The sequence below is a fragment of the Tritonibacter litoralis genome, assembly GCF_009496005.1.
Classification (GTDB): Bacteria; Pseudomonadota; Alphaproteobacteria; order Rhodobacterales; family Rhodobacteraceae; genus Epibacterium; species Epibacterium litoralis.
The window spans coordinates 73,583-90,164 of record NZ_WIBF01000010.1; the positions used below are offsets into that span (position 1 = coordinate 73,583).

General features: G+C 57.3%; 15 protein-coding genes and 1 tRNA gene. 4 read left to right on the plus strand and 12 right to left on the minus strand.

The window, feature by feature from the left end; all coding sequences use genetic code 11:
* Nucleotides 1-4: 4 nt before the first annotated feature.
* Complete coding sequence (locus tag GFB49_RS15055) at nt 5-2,287, plus strand: ATP-binding cassette domain-containing protein (protein WP_194269369.1); 2,283 nt, start codon at nt 5-7, stop codon at nt 2,285-2,287.
* Nucleotides 2,284-3,453 (plus strand): beta-barrel domain-containing protein, encoded by a 1,170-nt coding sequence (locus GFB49_RS15060; RefSeq protein WP_153216752.1) that lies wholly within the window; start codon nt 2,284-2,286, stop codon nt 3,451-3,453. The genes GFB49_RS15055 and GFB49_RS15060 overlap by 4 nt, the downstream gene beginning before the upstream one ends.
* A 66-nt stretch (nt 3,454-3,519) precedes the next feature.
* On the opposite strand, the gene GFB49_RS15065 is transcribed toward GFB49_RS15060, so the two are convergent.
* The 6 genes from GFB49_RS15065 to GFB49_RS15090 all read right to left on the minus strand — a co-directional run bounded on the left by GFB49_RS15065 (nt 3,520) and on the right by GFB49_RS15090 (nt 9,655).
* Nucleotides 3,520-4,230, minus strand: coding sequence for a trypsin-like serine peptidase (locus tag GFB49_RS15065; RefSeq protein ID WP_153216753.1), 711 nt, complete (start codon nt 4,228-4,230; stop codon nt 3,520-3,522).
* A gap of 437 nt (nt 4,231-4,667) precedes the next feature.
* Nucleotides 4,668-5,474: a carbohydrate ABC transporter permease gene (locus GFB49_RS15070; RefSeq protein WP_153216754.1), complete on the minus strand. Its 807-nt coding sequence runs from the start codon at nt 5,472-5,474 to the stop codon at nt 4,668-4,670.
* The gene (locus GFB49_RS15075; protein ID WP_153216755.1) at nt 5,471-6,346 is read right to left on the minus strand and encodes a carbohydrate ABC transporter permease; all 876 of its coding nucleotides are present in this window, start codon (nt 6,344-6,346) and stop codon (nt 5,471-5,473) included. Before GFB49_RS15075 ends, GFB49_RS15070 begins: the two co-directional genes overlap by 4 nt.
* 66 nt (nt 6,347-6,412) lie before the next feature.
* A complete protein-coding gene (locus GFB49_RS15080; RefSeq protein WP_153216756.1) occupies nt 6,413-7,690 on the minus strand; it encodes an ABC transporter substrate-binding protein in 1,278 nt (425 codons plus the stop codon).
* A gap of 94 nt (nt 7,691-7,784) precedes the next feature.
* Complete coding sequence (locus GFB49_RS15085; protein ID WP_153216757.1) at nt 7,785-8,846, minus strand: ABC transporter ATP-binding protein; 1,062 nt, start codon at nt 8,844-8,846, stop codon at nt 7,785-7,787.
* Nucleotides 8,846-9,655, minus strand: coding sequence for a DeoR/GlpR family DNA-binding transcription regulator (locus GFB49_RS15090; protein ID WP_153216758.1), 810 nt, complete (start codon nt 9,653-9,655; stop codon nt 8,846-8,848). Before GFB49_RS15090 ends, GFB49_RS15085 begins: the two co-directional genes overlap by 1 nt.
* Nucleotides 9,656-9,953: 298 nt before the next feature.
* Between GFB49_RS15090 and GFB49_RS15095 the strand changes: the two genes are divergently transcribed.
* Together GFB49_RS15095 and GFB49_RS15100 are read left to right on the plus strand one after the other, a co-directional pair.
* Nucleotides 9,954-10,043, plus strand: a tRNA-Ser gene (locus tag GFB49_RS15095).
* Between the two features lie 233 nt (nt 10,044-10,276).
* Entirely contained in the window at nt 10,277-11,050 is a 774-nt protein-coding gene (locus tag GFB49_RS15100; RefSeq protein WP_153216759.1) for an MBL fold metallo-hydrolase, read from the plus strand.
* On the opposite strand, the gene GFB49_RS15105 is transcribed toward GFB49_RS15100, so the two are convergent.
* The 6 genes from GFB49_RS15105 to GFB49_RS15130 are packed head-to-tail and all read right to left on the minus strand — an operon-like array spanning nt 11,047 to nt 16,330.
* Nucleotides 11,047-11,772 carry a hypothetical protein gene (locus GFB49_RS15105; RefSeq protein ID WP_153216760.1) on the minus strand — a complete coding sequence of 242 codons (726 nt, stop codon included), beginning with the start codon at nt 11,770-11,772 and terminating at the stop codon, nt 11,047-11,049. The genes GFB49_RS15100 and GFB49_RS15105 overlap by 4 nt on opposite strands.
* Nucleotides 11,769-12,386, minus strand: coding sequence for a cysteine hydrolase family protein (locus tag GFB49_RS15110; RefSeq protein ID WP_153216761.1), 618 nt, complete (start codon nt 12,384-12,386; stop codon nt 11,769-11,771). The genes GFB49_RS15105 and GFB49_RS15110 overlap by 4 nt, the downstream gene beginning before the upstream one ends.
* Before the next feature lie 19 nt (nt 12,387-12,405).
* Nucleotides 12,406-13,209, minus strand: a complete 804-nt coding sequence (locus GFB49_RS15115; RefSeq protein ID WP_153216762.1) for an ABC transporter permease — start codon at nt 13,207-13,209, stop codon at nt 12,406-12,408.
* Nucleotides 13,206-14,183: an ABC transporter permease gene (locus GFB49_RS15120; protein ID WP_153216763.1), complete on the minus strand. Its 978-nt coding sequence runs from the start codon at nt 14,181-14,183 to the stop codon at nt 13,206-13,208. The genes GFB49_RS15115 and GFB49_RS15120 overlap by 4 nt, the downstream gene beginning before the upstream one ends.
* On the minus strand, nt 14,180-15,244 hold the full coding sequence (locus GFB49_RS15125; RefSeq protein ID WP_153216764.1) for an ABC transporter ATP-binding protein: 1,065 nt from the start codon (nt 15,242-15,244) through the stop codon (nt 14,180-14,182). The genes GFB49_RS15120 and GFB49_RS15125 overlap by 4 nt, the downstream gene beginning before the upstream one ends.
* A 3-nt stretch (nt 15,245-15,247) precedes the next feature.
* The gene (locus GFB49_RS15130; RefSeq protein WP_153216765.1) at nt 15,248-16,330 is read right to left on the minus strand and encodes an ABC transporter substrate-binding protein; all 1,083 of its coding nucleotides are present in this window, start codon (nt 16,328-16,330) and stop codon (nt 15,248-15,250) included.
* Nucleotides 16,331-16,582: the final 252 nt, after the last annotated feature.

Here is a 16,582-nt window from a genome sequence, read left to right on the forward strand (position 1 = left end):
GAAAATGGACCAAAACACATCCGCCCCTCGCCCGACCCTTCGGGCCGTAGAAACGGACGACATCGATCACGCCGAACGGCCCAACGCGGCGCCAGAGATTCTGGCTGCGGACGTAAAGCTGGATGACATCCAACTGGAAGGCGGCGAGGATCGCGGATCAGAGGTCCATGCTCTGATCGAGGGGACTTCGTCCCGGATCCAGCACCGGGCGACCTTGGTGTCGACCCTGGCGGCGATCAACGGCATCGAAGCCCCGCCCAGCGACCTCGCTGATTTCCTGTGGAGCAACAATCCCGGCGATCAGACCTTTGAAACCATGGCCCGGGCGCTGGATTTCACCGGTTTGAACCCGGTCATCGACACCAATGTGCGCCTGCAGGCGGATGCCTGGCCAGCAGTTGCGATGATGAACAATGGCCAATGTGTTCTGGTTCTGGCCCAGGATGGCGACACGCTCAGCATCTTTGATCTGACCTGCGCCGATCATCGCGCCGAGGTGCCGGTCAAGGATTTCCAGCCCTATTTCACCGGGGCCACGCTGACGGCCCGCCAGTCCATGGATCAGATGGCCGCGCGCCATACGCCGAACCTGAAGGCAAACCATTGGTTCTGGGGTGAGTTTCAAAAATATCGCCGTCAGGTGATTGAAATCATGCTGGGCTCGCTAGTGGCGAACATCCTGGCGGTCTCTGTGGCGCTGTTCTCGTTACAGGTCTATGACCGTGTGGTGCCGCATCAATCCCAGGCCACCCTATGGGTACTTGCGGGCGGGGCCATTCTGGCCATCGGCTTGGAAGGCTTGCTGAAACTGGCCCGTGCACGTCTGACTGATGCTGCTGGTCGCCAGATCGAATTGTCGGTGCAGCGCAACCTGATGCGCCGTCTAATTGGCATGCGTTCCGATAAAAAACCGCTGCCGCCATCCGGCCTGTTTGCCGCAATGCGCGACTTTGGTGCCGTGCGTGAGTTTTTCACCTCCTCGACCATCTCAACGCTCGCAGATATTCCGTTTATCGCAATCTTCCTGCTGCTGGTGGCGTCCATTGCGGGACCGATTGTCTGGGTTCTGGTTCTGGGCGCGGCGCTGATGCTGGCTCCGGCCTATTTCATGCAGCGCAAGATGATTGCCCTGACGCGCCAGACCCAAGGTGCCAATGCCAAAGCCGGGCGGCTGCTGCACGAGGTGATCACCGAACTCGATACGCTCAAGACCCAACGGGGCGAAGACCGTGTTATGCGGCTGTGGGACGAGCTGTCGGCCCTGTCGTCACATTCCGCTGCCGAGCAACGCCGCCTGTCGAGCGCCCTGACCTATTGGTCGCAAGGCATTCAGCAGTTCACCTATATCGCGGCTGTCGTGTTCGGCACCTTTATGGTGTTCAAGGGCGAGTTCACAGTTGGTACGATTATCGCCACCGGCATCCTGACAAGCCGGACGCTGGCCCCGCTGACCCAGTTTGCCGGTGCCATGGCCCGATGGAGCAATGTCAAAGCGGCGCTGGAAGGGCTGGATGCCATTGCTCTGGCCGATCAGGAAAAAGCCGAAGACCGCACCTATCTGCGGCGTGAGAGTCTGCAAGGCAAGTTCGAGCTGCGCGAAGTCGTATTCCGTTATGACGAAGATGGCTCCCCCACCGTGGATGTGCCTGCGGTGCTCATCAAACCAGGTCAACGCGTGGCCATTCTCGGCGTCAACGGTTCTGGTAAATCGACCTTGTTGAAACTGCTCACCGGCCTTTATGCGCCGGATCAGGGGCGGGTCATCATTGATGGCACCGATATGAACCAGATCGATCCGCGCGATTTGCGCCGCCATATCGGCTACCTCAGCCAGGACATCCGCCTGTTTGCGGGCAGCTTGCGCGAGAACCTGAACATGAACCTCTTGGAGCGCAACGACGACCGTCTGATGGCCGCGCTCGATTTCTCGGGTCTTGGGGCCTATGTGCGCAACCACCACAAGGGGCTGGATCTGGAAATCAGCGATGGCGGCGGTGGCCTGTCCATTGGTCAGCGCCAGTCCATTGGCTGGGCCCGCCTGTGGCTGCAGAACCCGTCGATTGTTCTGCTGGATGAACCCACAGCCTCCCTGGACCAAACGCTGGAGCGTACATTGGTCAGCCGTCTGGACACCTGGTTACAAGGTCGAACCGCTGTGATTGCGACACACCGCATGCCAATCCTGCAACTGACAAACCGCACCTTGATCCTGCAAGCCGGCCGGATGGTGGTGGATGGCCCACGGGATCAGGTTCTGGCGCATCTGGCTGCAGGGGATAAGAAATGACCTCGATGCAACAGGAGCTGGCCCGCAGCTCGCTGGGCTCAAGCCGCATTATCTATCTGGCTGCTGGTGCCGTCCTGGTCTTTTTGATCTGGGCGGCTTTTGCCTGGATTGATGAGATCGTGCGCGCCGATGGTGAGGTCGTGTCTTCCTCGCGCTCCCAGATCATTCAAAACCTGGAAGGCGGCATTCTGGCTGAGCTTTATGTGCGTCAGGGCGACACAGTTGAGGCCGGACAGGTGCTGGCCAAACTGCAGGCCACCCGGTTCCAGACCACCGCTGATGATCTGCAGGATCAGATCGACGCACTGGCGATCAAACAGTACAGGTTGGAGGCCGAAGCCTCTGGCGCGTTTGAGTTTGACGTGTCACCAGAACTGGCGCAGCGTTCACCGGATATTTTGGCATCAGAACGCGCCTTGTTGCGCGCCCGCCAGGCCGATTTCCAATCCCGCCGCCACAGCGCGAAACAGATCCTGGATCAGCTGCGTTCCGAGCTTGAGAATATGGAGCGCCTGCACAAACAGCGCATCGTGGCCCTGATCGAGGTGAACAACGCCAAGAAATCCGTGACCGATGCCGAAGCCAAATACAATGAGATCGGCACCCAGGCCGAACTGCATCTGGCCGAAGAGTATTCGCAAACGCTGCAAACCCTGACTTCTCACCGCCAAGAGCTGCGCATTGCCTCGGACCAGCTGTCACGCACGGTGATCACCTCTCCGATGCAGGGGGTGGTGAACAATATGGCTGTGACGACGATTGGCGGGGTGATCCGGCCCGGCGAAGAGATCTTTGAGATCATCCCATTGGGCGAAGAACTGTTCGTGGAAGGCCGCGTGAAGCCGGAAAACATCGCCAGTGTCCAGACCGGCCAGGATGCGACGATCAAACTGTCTGCCTATGATTACACCATTTACGGCTCCCTCAAAGGGAAGGTAGACTTTGTCTCGGCCGATACCTTTGAAGATGAGCGCGACCCCCGTGGCGAGCCGTATTACCGAGTGACGGTCAAAGTGGACCGCGGCAGTTTCACCGACCGCCAGCGCGAGATTGAGATCCGACCGGGCATGCGGTCCATTGTCGAGTTGCAAACGGGATCGAAAACGGTCCTGCAATACCTGCTGAAGCCGCTTTACAAATCCAAAGAAGCGCTGCGCGAACCCTAAAGCAAAAAACCCGCGCCATACTGGCTGCGGGCTTTTTGAAACCTGATTGAAAAGTAACGGCCGACGTTAACCGGCCCGCTGTACCAGCTCCCACAGGGAGTTATCAATTGCAGTGCCAATCGACACCCGCTGGCTGCCCATTGCGGCCTTGGCGGAAATCACCGATACCAAACGAGGTGCACGCCCTGGCAAAACCTCGAACACGGGCGATCCGGATGCGCCATATTCGACGCGGCAGGTCATCACCATGGTCTGTCCCTTGCGGGCCAAGACATGGCAGGGCTGCTCCCAATTGGGGCGATCCCGATGCTCATAGCTGTAAGACATCACCCCCACCGCATCGCCGCGGCTCGCCTGTGACGAGGTGGCAAAGGGCTGGATCTGTTCAGTACTGATCGGGCGATCCAGGCGCAGCACGGCCAAGTCATGACCCAGCTGCGAATCTCCAACCGCCCGAAACACGTATTTCGGGTGCACAACGGCCTTCACCACTTGGCGTGCGGCCTTGGCATAGCGCCCGTTTAACCCGGCTTCGAACCGGATGCTTCCGGGGTTCACCGCCCGGCCAGATTGGGGATCATACAGGCAATGTGCTGCGGTCAGCACAAGGTTGGGCGCAATCAGCGCGCCTGTACACATATTCCGCCCTGAGATGTTGAGGCGCCCCACGGCCTCCCATCCATGAACAGAGCGTGCGGCCGCGCTATCTTGCGCTGCTGCAACGTTCGGCAGAGCCCATGACAGGCACGCCGCAACAACCGCGATTAGACGTTTCATGTTCCACTCCAATTTCCCACCACCACAATGTCATTCAGTGGTGCGGCTGGAATGTGGCCCAAAGCTGCCCGGTCGAGACAGTTTTGTGGATAGATTGTGACAGACTTAACAAACCATTACCCCCCAGAGTAACTCTGGCCCAATCATCGCAAATATCACCCGTTTCGCACGCTTTTTTCCGCGCACTCCTGCAAATTTTAGGTAAATCCCCGGAATCTATTACCCTTTTGGTAACGGGTAGACCCAAGGAAAGCGCCCGCAGAAGGAGAGATATGGGACCAGAACACCCCCAACGCCCGCGACTCTGTGCCAATTGCGGCGGGACTGTGGCCCCGTTTCTTACGAAAAGGTGAGGCAACTCTTTCCAGGGCCGTTAAGATTTTAACGGTTTCCGGCGGAAACACAGGGTCGTTGGCCCTGTTGCCCAAAGGAAAATGCTATTTGATTCCCGCCCGCATAAAGCTTTGGACGAATTGGCGTTGGAACAGCAGGAACGCCAAAAGCAAAGGTCCCGACGTCATCAAGGTGGCAGCATTGATCACGCTCCACTCCACCCCGGAATCGATCGAGGCAAAGATCGACAAGCCGACCGTCACAGGCCGGGTCTCAACCGAATTGGTAATAATGAGCGGCCACAGAAAATTGTTCCAGTGGTGGCTGACGGAGACCAGCCCATAGGCCAGATAGGTCGGCAAGGCCAAAGGCACATAGACCTTCATCAGAACCCCAAGGGCAGACATGCCCTCGATCTGGGCGGCCTCTTCCAGTTCCTTGGGAACCGACAAAAAGGTTTGCCGCAACAGGAAGATGCCAAAGCCAGAGGCGATATAGGGCAGAGCAATCGCAGGGATCGTATCAATCAGGTCCAGGGCACGGATCAGCTTGTAGTTTTCCACGATCAGGATGTCGGGCATGATCATCAGCTGGACCAGAACTAGGCCAAACAGCAGGCCGCGCCCCGGAAAGCTGTAGCGCGCAAAGGCATAGGCTGCCAATGTGCCCAGAATAAACTGACCGATCAGGATTGCGGTCACCAGAATGAACGTGTTCAGGAAATACCGCCCAAATGGCGCCGCCGACCATGCCTTGGCAAAGTTCTCCAGCGTCAAAGGTGCCCAAAGGGTGAAATTCGCCTCATAGGCCGCCGGGTGAAAGGCGGTCCAGATGGCATAGGCCAGCGGCAGCACCCACAAAAGCGCCAGCGCCCAGGCCCCAACAGTATTCAGCGCACGATCCCAGCTCATTTATAATGTACCTTACGGTCAAAGAAGAAGAACTGCCCGATTGCCAGGGCTGCCAGGATCGCCAGCAAGACCACCGTCAGCGTCGCCGCATAGGCCGTATCCCAAAAGCGAAAAGCGACCTCGTAGATGTAAAACAACAGCAAGGACGACGCATTATCCGGCCCGCCACCGGTCAGGATAAAGATGTGGTCCACCATGCGGAAGGAATTGACTACGGCGTTGACCGAAACAAACAACGTCGTTGGCATCAGCAACGGGAAGGTGACCCGCCGAAAGATGGTCCAAGGCCCTGCCCCTTCGATCCGCGCGGCTTCGATCAGGCTGGGCGGAATGGTCTGAAGCGCGGCAAGGTAGAAGATCATAAAGAACCCCGCCTCTTTCCAGATGGTGACGATCATCACCCCGACCAACGCAGTGTCGCTTTGCCCCAGGATATTGGACTGCGCCATGCCAAACAGGCCAGTGATCTGGTCGATCAAGCCAAATCCAGGCGTGTAAAAGAACATCCATATATTCGCGACCGCGATCATCGGCAGCACTGTGGGGGTGAAATAGGCCATGCGGACAAAGCCCCGCCCTGCCAGTTTTTGGTTGACCCACACGGCCATGACCAATGCGATGACAATCGATGTGGGGATGGTCCCGATGGCAAACCAGATGTTATTGACCAGCACTTTCCAGAACACCGGATCGGCAATCAGCGTGTCGTAATTGTCCAACCCCGCCCAACGGCTGGGGCGGCGTCCTCGTGCTGTGGTCCAGAAACTGTTCCACAGGGTGGTTATCGCAGGAACATGGGTAAAGGCCAAAAGAAACACAAAGGCTGGCAGCAAAAGCAGCCAAGCGTGGATCCACTGTCGTGTCCTTTGCATATCTTTTGTCCCTTGTGCGTCGATGGTGAAAAGGCCCGCGCAGCGCACCGCACGGGCCCAGGATGTTTAGCGGTAAGGCTTCAAGATCGCTTCGGCCTGCGCCTGGGCTTCCTTCAGCGCGTCTGCCGCGGTTTTCTCACCGGTGATGGCAGCGGCCAGCGCGTCGTTGAACACGCGGGTCACACGCTGGTTTTCATAGGTGGACAGCTCTGCAACGGCATGCTCCAGCTGGTCACGGGCGACCAATGCAGGCGGGAAGTCAGCAGCGTATTGCTTCATCACTTCGGTGTCCCACGTGGCAGGCGACGGCGCGACGTAACCGGTTGCGATGGACCATTTGGCGGCCTGGTTGGGCTGTGTGATCCATTTAATGAAGTCAAACGCCGCTTTGGTTTCAGCTTCGTCAGACCCTTTGAACAGGTAGAAGTTGCCGCCGCCGGTTGGCGCGCCACGGCGCACATTGGCAGGCAGCATAGCCACACCAAAATCAAACGGTGCGTTGTTGCGCACGTTGGTCAGGTTACCGGTTGAGGTCCACATCATTGCGGTCTGACCTTCAAAGAACGCTTTGGGTGTTGCGCCCCACTCGATGATGCCAGGCGCCATCACTTCGTGCTCTTTGGACAGGTCCACCAGATATTCCAGCGCCTCGACCACTTTGGGATCGTCAAAATTGGTCTTGGTGCCACCGTCAGTTGCCAGGATTGCACCGTTTTCGGTGGTCAGGCCTTGGAACAGCCAGTAAGGGAAGCCCGAAGACGGGATGCGCACGCCCCACTGGGTGACGTTGCCGTTGTCGTCTTTGATGGTCAGCTGCTTGCCCATCTCGACCATTTCTTCCCAGGTCGCAGGTGCGTGTTCTGGATCCAGACCGGCTGCTTTGAACGCTTCTTTGTTCCAGTACAGAACCGGAGTAGAGCGCTGGAACGGAATGCCATAGGTCTTGCCATCGATCTGGCTGTTTTCCATGAACGCCGGGTAGAAAGACTTCAGCCAAGCTTTGTCTTCGTCGCTGGTGGCGAACGTGTCAAAGGAATGGATCAGGTCTTCGTCGTACAGGGTGAACATGTCGACCGACAGAATCACGCTCAGCTGTGGGGCATTGCCACCGCGGGCAGCAGTCAGCGCTTTGGCGACGGTATCCTGATAGGAACCCGCATAGATCGCTTCGATATTGACGCCTTCGTTGGCCGCCACATATTCGGCGGTCAGCTCCTCGATGGTATTGGCAGCCGCGCCACCAACAGCAACCGGGAAATAGAACTGAAGATCGACATCAGCCGCTGCAGGCGCAGCCGCAAATGCCAGGGCGGCCGCGGCCGCTTTGAATTTGGTCATCAGCATTGGTTTTCTCCGCAGAAAAAGAAGCCGGTCAACTGCCGGCGGGCAACATCCCGAAGGGTTCGGGTGTATGGGGGAAAGTGGACAGTCTGCGCGGTCATGCCTGCGCGCCCGCAATCCGCGCCACCAGGGCGGGATCGTCCAAACGGCCATTGCTGGCCACATCAAAGACGTGAATATCAGATGGTGCCACGCTGAACCGAAGCTCTTCGCCTGGCAGAACACTGCGATTACCGGCCAGTTTCGCCAAAAGCGGCGCGCCGTTTGCATCCAGTTCAACAAGCGTGTCCGCGCCCAGAAACTCGGCTGAGCGAACAGTCGCTGCAAACGCCCCATGGCGGTCTTCGCTCAAAACCTCGGGGCGGACGCCGATCTGAACACCCTCGGACCTTTTGTCCAGCAACGCGCCAAAGGCCGACGGCGGCAATAGGTTCATAGGCGGTGTGCCAATAAACCGAGCGGCAAAAGGCGTTGCGGGCGCGGCATAGATCTGTTGCGGCGTGGCGACTTGTTCGATCTGGCCCTGATTCATCAAAACCACCTGATCCGCCATGGTTATCGCCTCGGTCTGATCATGCGTGACGTAGACCATGGTAAAGCCAAGCGCCTGTTGCAGCTTGCGAATTTCACGCCGCATTTCATCCCTGAGACGCGCGTCCAAATTCGACAGCGGCTCATCCATCAGACACACAGGCCTGCGGGATACGACGGCGCGCCCCAAAGCCACCCGCTGCTGCTGCCCACCCGACAAAGCCGCAGGTTTGCGGTCCAAATAGGGGGTGAGCTCCAAAAGCTCCGCCACCTCAGCCAGCCGCGCCAGACGTTCCTGGCGCTGCATCCGCGCGACTTTGAGGCCAAAGACAATATTCTCGGCCACGCTCAGATGTGGAAACAGCGCATAGGATTGAAACACCATCGACAGGTTGCGTTGTGCCGGGGACATGGCTGTGACGTCCTGATCGCCAATCAAAACCCGCCCGCTGGTGACATCCTCAAGCCCCGCAATCACCCGAAGGCTTGTGGATTTGCCACAGCCCGAAGGCCCCAAAATAGCGGTAAATTGACCCGCTAGAATTTCCAAATCTATCCCACGCAACGAGACCGTCTCACCCCAGGCCTTGCGCACGTTTTGCAACGTTATCGATTTGCCTTGATCCATCACGCAGCCGCCTCATCACAAATGGTGAGTGTTACATCCGCCTGTTCAAGCATCCGGCAGATCGGTTCGGGGGGGCGGGTATCGCAGATCACCTGCTCCACATCGTGAATCATCCCGCTGCGGGCATGGGCCTTGCGGTTGAACTTACTGACATCCAGCACCAGAATTCGGGTGTCTGCATTGCGGAAAATAGCGTCGCGTGAGCGCACGTCCTCTTCGGACAGATCCAACAGAGCCCCATTTTCATCCACAGCCGCCACGCCGAAAACACCAAAATCAAATTTGTAACTGTCAAAGAAGTCGACCGCCGTGGGGCCCACAATATCGGCTTCTGCGTTGCGCAGAGTTCCACCTGGAATTGTCACTGTCGCATTGTCAAACCGCTGAGCGGTCATCGCCACATGCAGGTTATTGGTAAAAAGGCGCAAACCCTGATGCTGTCCAAGGCTCGCAACAACCATTTCGGGCGTGGTGCCTATGGACACCGCAATCGAGGCCTCGTTTGGGATCACGCTGGCCGCCGCCGTGGCAATCGCCCGTTTTGCCCCAAGGTTCAGAATGCGGCGCAAATCATAATGCCCTGCCGTGACAGGCGAAAGCTCCACCCCACCATGCACACGCCGCAACAACCCCCGTGCACATAGCGCGTTCACATCCTTTCGGATCGTTTGGGTCGTGACACCAAAACGCTGTGCCAGATCATCGACCTTAGCATGGCCTTCCTGGCGCACGATCTCGGCCACCTGCGCTTGGCGTTCCGTTCCCCAATGGGTGGGAGATTCTTTGGAGTTTTGCGACTCAGGGTTCATATGAATGAACTAAGCATTTCACATGAACCTGATATGACGGTTTTATCTCAGTCTCACGACGGCACAGCTTTGCAACGCAAAGATGCCAGCCCTTTGGCGAAACGCATCAGCCAGGTTCGGCTGTGGCTGCACCTCAGCAGTCATGGTGTGAAAAAGTCCCCGGCCTGCTCAGCTAGTTACCGCTGTTTTCAAGATGATGGGTAGGCAAATTCACGTGCTCCGCTGGTATGTCAAAATTTTCACAAAAGCTTTGATTTTGGCCTTGTTTCCCCCCTTGGCGGGCCATATACGGGTCAGCGGAGACGTGGCCGAGTGGTCGAAGGCGCTCCCCTGCTAAGGGAGTATACCGGAAACGGTATCGAGGGTTCGAATCCCTTCGTCTCCGCCACCTACAGTTCTGAACCGGTTATTGAGACGGCGCTGTAAAACAACGGCGCTGTGTTGCTTGTAAGGCTGCAACATGTCGCTCAATTATTCTGCGACGATCCGCCTATGTCAGCCGCTAAACCTTCAAACACGCCTCTAGACCACCGCGCCTAAATGACGGGCACCGGCCAGTTGCACAGTGTGTCTTTTACATGTGCGCCTGTCACTACGGACAACACCTGTTAGAGTGGCCTTATGAGCCTTCCTATTGCACAACAATGGTATGACACACGCCGCCTGGATGATCGCATCTGGTTGATCACCGAGCCGCATGTGCATCCGATTTTCTCTGCCAATATGCATCTGGTTCTGGGACGGGATGCGGATTTGTTGATCGACAGCGGGATGGGGATTGCGCCGCTGCGACCGGTTGTGGATGGGCTGCGCGATGATCCCGGCAAGCCCCTGATTTGTCTCTCGTCCCACACCCATGTTGACCACATTGGCGCGGCGCATGAATTTGAACAGCGGCTGGTGCATCCGGCAGAGGCAGAGGAGCTGGCAAATCCGTCGCCTTATTCGCTGACAAGCGCGGATATTCCCGCTGCTTTGGTTCGCCTGTTCCTTGATGCAGGTTACCCGCCCTTGTGGGAATATTTGATCAACGCAGTCCCTGTGCCCGATTACGATATCGCTGCGTATAAAATCCCAGCAGCACCTGCCACCGGCACGGTAGAAGACGGCGATATCATTGACCTGGGCGATTGGCAGGCAACTGTTCTGCATCTGCCAGGCCATGCGCCGGGGCAAATTGGTCTGTGGCATCCTGAGAGTGGCACGCTGTTTGGGGCAGACGCCATTTATGATGGTCCATTGATCGTTGAGGATCAGGAAACCTATGCCAACAGCTTGAAACGCCTGCGCGGCTTGCCGATTAAACGCGTGCATGGCGGTCATGATCCGACCTTTGACCAGACGCGATGCCTTGAAATTATCGCTGATTATCTGACCCGTTGGGGCAGAGCCTAAATCGGTATTTCCAATGTCTGGGCCTGCCCGTCAAATGTCACGCCCGTGAATTGAAACCCAGCTGAGATGCGTGTCAGAACAACCTGCCCTTCGAGGAAGGGATTGGTGGCCAACCGCGCCTGCCCGGCGGTGCCGTCCCATTGCCCAAACACGTAGTGCGCGGCAAAATGGGTGTGAAGACTATCCGGGATCTCCCCACCCTTGAGCGCCGCGATCAAAGGGGCGGTGGCTGGGGCATCTGGGTGGCCAAAACCGATCAAAAACTGGGTGTTGGACAGAACCAGAATGCCCTGCCCCGCCTCGTCAGCTGCAAAGCGATAGGCGGCTGTCGGCCTTTCGGGCATCGACCGCCACAGCTCCGCATAGTCTGCATGCACGCCGTCTTCGATCAGATCACCGGCCGCATCAAAAGACATGCGCCCGGCATCGATGCCATCTGGCGTGCCATGCCAGTTGATCTCACGCGTCCAGGTGCAGATGCCGTCCTGAACATCAATGGTGCCCGCAAAGCCTTCGGCCTGCATCAGGATCAGCAATTGATCTGCCGACAATTCGCTGAGCGCGCGGGCATTATTCAGCGCAGGTCGGTCCGATGGAATGCGGATGTCCGCATAAAGCGCACCGGATTGCATCCAATGCACCCGCGTCATCGCATCCTCATGCCCTGGTGCACGCAGCCAGATACGTTGCCAATGCGCCTCTAGATCGCGGGCCGTTATCATTCGGCTGCAACCTTCAATGTCGAAAGCTTCGCAACAATCTCATCCGTGGTTTGCACCGCACCGGTCTGCAGATACTCCATCGCGTTCAACGAGGCCTGATGCGCCGCATCCGAGGTGCCACCCACGCTGTCCGCAATCACACGCATGTAATAGTCATGCTGATGCCCATCTACAAAAGTGTAGTGCACACAGACATCCGTCATGCCGCCCACAAGGATCAGCGTTTCCGCCTTGAGCCCTTTGAGGAGGATTTCCAACTCAGTGCCAAAGAAACAAGAATAGCGGCGTTTGCGGATAAAATAATCACTGTCGCGCATATCCATCTCTTCGGCGGCGACGGGTGTGCCCGGTTCTCCGTCCAAACAATGGATGCCTTCGGATCCGTCAAGCTCGCGCCCATAGTCCACCATATCCCGGCGGTGATTTTCCTCAAAAAAGATCACAGGGATCTCGGCGGCATGAGCCGCATCAACCACCCGCCGCGCTCGTGCCATATTGTCAAAATAATCCGGCATGGTTGGAATGCCCGCATTGCTGCGGTCCAGAAACGCGCCTTTTTGGATGTCGACAACAATCAGAACAGTCTTCCCGACCAAGGTTGGTTGACGGGCCATGGTGGCTCTCCTTTTGGTTTTAGGGTTTGGCAGGCTCCGCCCCCATCAGGCGCGGCAGATCCCCCCAGCGGGCGACGGCGGAAAACACCATCAGCGAAACAACGATAAATGTGATCGCGGCCACGGCCATGGTGGGCGTGTAGCCATTGCGCAGCGAATTGAAGATCTGCAGCGTCACCGTGGAGTAAGCCGATGCGGATACAAAGAACATCACGATGAACTCATTAAAGCTGAGCACCAGCGCAAAGAAAAATCCAGAGATTGTATAGGGCATCGTCTGCGGCAGGATCACGGTGCGGAAAATGACCGAAGACGTTGCCCCCATTGTGGCCGCCGCATCCAGATGCGACCGGTCAATGGATTGCAGCCCGATCGAGATGGTCACAATCGGCAGCGCCAGAAACAAGGTCGCATGGCTGATGATCCCCGCCCAGACAGCACCCAACGCGCCAAGGAAGGTCCATAAAAACCCAAGCCCGACACCAAATACAATCGGCGGCAGGGCAAAGGGCATCGACCCAAGACCGGCCAGAACCTGTGATGCACGCCCCCCTTTGGCCCAGAGCCCATAAGCCACTGGCCAGGCCAGCAAAACCGCCAATGCCGCACTGCCAAAGGCAATCAGGATCGAGTTTCCAAGCGCCGTGACCCAAATGGGTTCTGCGATGAAAAACTCATAAAACCGGGACAACGTGGGCTCTTTTGGTGGGAAGAACATCGTGCGCCCGGAATTCAGTGCCGCGCCGCAGACCACGACAATCGGCAGCGCCAGCAGGATCGCTGACAGCGCCAGAAACAGGTTGGACAGGCTCCGCAAGATCATGACGCGGTCCTCCGGTTCATCCACTGCCCCAGCACCAGAAAGATCGCGGCCGTCACCAGTAACACAATTGCCTGTGCCGCCCCAAATGGCGCGTTCAACGTATTGCCGCGCACTGCCCCATAGACAGAGACCGACATGGTTTGTTTGGCCGGTTCGGCAAAGACCGTGACCGCCACATAAACGCCCAAAAGAAACACAAACAGCAAAAGGATGGTGCCCACCAGCGGCAACCGCATCGCGGGCAAGACCACGGTACGCATCACCGTCCACGGGCCCGCACCCATGGTGTGCGCAGCTTCCACCATACTGCGATCCAGCCGCGACAGCGGCGGATACAGCAGGATCACCGCATAGGGCCAAACCAGATAGGACATGGTCAGAACGGTCGCCAGAACCGAGGTTTTGAATTTCACGTTGCGTGGATTGGCCAGCCCCCATTCCCGCAAGACGTCAAACCACCCCACAGCTTTGAGCCAATCCGTCAGACCGGTTTCCTTGAACACCATTGGCAGGCCAGAGCGATTGGACAGCAACACATCCCAGCCCATGACGATAAAAACCTCGGACAAAGACAGGCTGGAGAGCAGGAAAACCAACCACGCGCTTTGGGCGCGACGCGACAGGCCGGTCATCAAATAAGTAAAGGGAAAGGCGGTCACAACGGCCAATACCGCCGCAATCACCGCATAGTACAACGAATAATACAGCCGTTGCAGATAAAGCCATGTGACTTGATCCGGCCATTCTGCCCCAACAAAAACCCGTTGGTAATTCGCAAATGAAAAACCCCAGACCCATCCTGCGCCTTCGACTTTGTGCCCAAAGGAAACGGCAAAAATCAGAATAAAAGGTGTCAGACACAGAAACAGGACCACAGCCCAGATCAAAACCTGTGGGTTGGCCCATTTTCTGGCTTCGCTGCGCGTTGTATTTGGTGGCTGTGCGACGGCATCCAGATCCGATATCACGCTCATAAGACGGCCTTTTCTTCGGGAAAGACATGCAAGCCTTCGGCAGGCAAGGTCACCACGGTTTCCTGTCCCACCCGATATTGCTGTTGATCTTCGCCTTGGGCGTATTCTACAATCATCGGGCCGATTGCGGTTTTTAGATGAATGTCGCGCGCAGGCCCAAGGTCCCGGACAAAGGTCACCGTGGCGTTCAGACGGCTGCCTTCGACGTCTTCGCGGTCCAGACATGGGAGTTCAGGGCGGCAGGCGATGCGCACACCGGATCCGTTCAGAAATGCAGGCGCTGGAGTGGTGTTCAACACCGTATCCGCAATGCGCAGCTGACCATTTTCAACCACGCCATCAAAGAAGTTCGCCCGGCCGATGAAATCCGCCACAAAGGCATTTTCGGGACGGTGATAAATGTCTTGTGGAGAGCCCACCTGCTCGACCTTGCCCTGGCTCATGACAACAATTTTGTCGGCCATGGTCATGGCCTCGCGCTGGTCATGGGTCACCACAATGGTTGTGATCCCCAGGCGCTGTTGTAACAGGCGCAGCTCAACCTGCATGTCTTCGCGCAGCTTGGCATCCAGCGCCGACATCGGCTCATCCAGCAGAAACACATCCGGCTCCTGCGCCAAAGCGCGTGCAATGGCCACCCGCTGACGCTGCCCGCCCGACAAGGCGCTGATACGGCGGTCGCCGTACCCTTTGAGCTGCACCAGATCCAGCAGACGTTCGCCGGTTTCCATTGCATCCGCCTTGGCGGTGCCGGAGATCACCAGAGAATACACGATGTTTTCCCGCACGCTCAGATGCGGAAACAGGGCAAAGTTCTGAAACACCATGCCAAAACGACGTTTATGCGCAGGCAGCGCCGTGATGTCGTCATCATTCAGTCGGATTGCGCCACCGCTGGGCAGTTCCAGCCCCGCGATCATCCGCAGCAAGGTTGTTTTACCACATCCCGACGGCCCCAACAGCGCAGTCAGCTCCCCTTGGGCAAAGTCGAGATGAACGTTTTCGACAGCGCGCACGCTGCCGAAATCCTTATAGATACCTGTCAGGCTCAAACCATTCATGGTTTACGCACCGGCCAGCATCTTTTCCCAGGTTTCTTTGATAAAGGTCTCGCTGTCCAAATAGGCTTCATAAGCCGGTTTGATGGACGGCGCGCCAGAGACAAAGGCAAATTCATCATCCGTCAGATCGGTTTTGGACTGGGGCACCAGCGGGGCCGTGCCGATTTTACGGCTCATCAAGGCCTGTGTTGCTGGGTCGGAAGAGAAGTTCACAAACTCAGCGGCTTCCGCACCTTTTTCCGAGATCGAAGATAGACACCAGGAGCCATAATCCTGCGGGTTACCCTCTTTTGGGAAGACCGGCTGAACGGGGAACCCATCGGCCGCCATCAGGTTTGACACATCCAGATAGTACTGTCCGCCGATGACATCGCCATTTTTCAAGGCCTGTTCCATCTGGCTTTCTGCGGACCACCACAGGGCCACGTTCGGCTTGATCTCGGCCGCTTTTTCCACCAGCGCAACGATACCATCCTTGGTTTTAAACGTCGCCTCGCCCTCAAAGAAAGTCGCGGCCACAATGTCCAAGAACTGCGCGTTAAAGTTCTTGGGCAAGCCCAACGAGGCCTCATATTTTTCGCTGTCCCAGAATTCTGCCCAGCTGGCGGGGGGGCCAACTTCCTCGGGGTTGATCACCATCGCGGTGAACCAGGACATGGCACCCACACCAATTGGGCCGGTTGTATCCTCAAACACAAAGTAAGGATCAAGGTCACCTGTTTTGGGTGCAGCCTTCAGGTCCAGCGGCGACAGCAGCCCGCCAATGCGCGACGCTTTGATCATCGTATCGCGCGCATAAAGGGACAGATCAGCCGGAACCGAGCCCGCTTTGGTGGCCTGCGTCATAGTCACCAACCAATCGGTTGAGTTCGGCTGTGTCACGCTTTCTACGTTGATACCGGTCGCGGCGGTAAAGGCGCTGTAGACATGTTCTTTAAGGCTGTTCTCAAAGTAGCCACCATAAGCGCCGATCTTGAGACTGCGTTCTTTTGCAATCAACGGCGTGCCGATTACGCTGGAGGCTGCAGTCAGACCTGCCACGCTGCCGGCAGATTTCAAAAGTGCGCGTCGGTTCATCCGAGTCATTTGTGTCTTCCCCTGTTGGTTTTGTGGTGTTTGCCCGGCGCGATTTGCAGCGCCGTTTCCCAGGCTAGGCTGCACCGCAGCGCGCGCATGGCGTGAGTCACAAGGCGTAAAACAGGTCAGAGTTAGTCACCTTTGTTTAACTTTTGAGCGAATTGTCCGGACGACTAAGGTTTTATGACCAGTTTTTGTATGCCCTGCCCGCATTGCCGTGAATGATTTCCGCGGGCTCTCCCCGTCCCGTCGCAGTGCAGA

Excerpts from the sequence above, each read along its gene's own strand:
- GFB49_RS15055 (WP_194269369.1), top strand. The coding sequence starts at position 5 with ATGGACCAAAACACATCCGCCCCTCGCCCGACCCTTCGGGCCGTAGAA.
- GFB49_RS15060 (WP_153216752.1), top strand. The coding sequence starts at position 2,284 with ATGACCTCGATGCAACAGGAGCTGGCCCGCAGCTCGCTGGGCTCAAGC.
- GFB49_RS15065 (WP_153216753.1), bottom strand. The coding sequence starts at position 4,230 with ATGAAACGTCTAATCGCGGTTGTTGCGGCGTGCCTGTCATGGGCTCTG.
- GFB49_RS15070 (WP_153216754.1), bottom strand. The coding sequence starts at position 5,474 with ATGAGCTGGGATCGTGCGCTGAATACTGTTGGGGCCTGGGCGCTGGCG.
- GFB49_RS15075 (WP_153216755.1), bottom strand. The coding sequence starts at position 6,346 with ATGCAAAGGACACGACAGTGGATCCACGCTTGGCTGCTTTTGCTGCCA.
- GFB49_RS15080 (WP_153216756.1), bottom strand. The coding sequence starts at position 7,690 with ATGCTGATGACCAAATTCAAAGCGGCCGCGGCCGCCCTGGCATTTGCG.
- GFB49_RS15085 (WP_153216757.1), bottom strand. The coding sequence starts at position 8,846 with ATGGATCAAGGCAAATCGATAACGTTGCAAAACGTGCGCAAGGCCTGG.
- GFB49_RS15090 (WP_153216758.1), bottom strand. The coding sequence starts at position 9,655 with ATGAACCCTGAGTCGCAAAACTCCAAAGAATCTCCCACCCATTGGGGA.
- GFB49_RS15100 (WP_153216759.1), top strand. The coding sequence starts at position 10,277 with ATGAGCCTTCCTATTGCACAACAATGGTATGACACACGCCGCCTGGAT.
- GFB49_RS15105 (WP_153216760.1), bottom strand. The coding sequence starts at position 11,772 with ATGATAACGGCCCGCGATCTAGAGGCGCATTGGCAACGTATCTGGCTG.
- GFB49_RS15110 (WP_153216761.1), bottom strand. The coding sequence starts at position 12,386 with ATGGCCCGTCAACCAACCTTGGTCGGGAAGACTGTTCTGATTGTTGTC.
- GFB49_RS15115 (WP_153216762.1), bottom strand. The coding sequence starts at position 13,209 with ATGATCTTGCGGAGCCTGTCCAACCTGTTTCTGGCGCTGTCAGCGATC.
- GFB49_RS15120 (WP_153216763.1), bottom strand. The coding sequence starts at position 14,183 with ATGAGCGTGATATCGGATCTGGATGCCGTCGCACAGCCACCAAATACA.
- GFB49_RS15125 (WP_153216764.1), bottom strand. The coding sequence starts at position 15,244 with ATGAATGGTTTGAGCCTGACAGGTATCTATAAGGATTTCGGCAGCGTG.
- GFB49_RS15130 (WP_153216765.1), bottom strand. The coding sequence starts at position 16,330 with ATGACTCGGATGAACCGACGCGCACTTTTGAAATCTGCCGGCAGCGTG.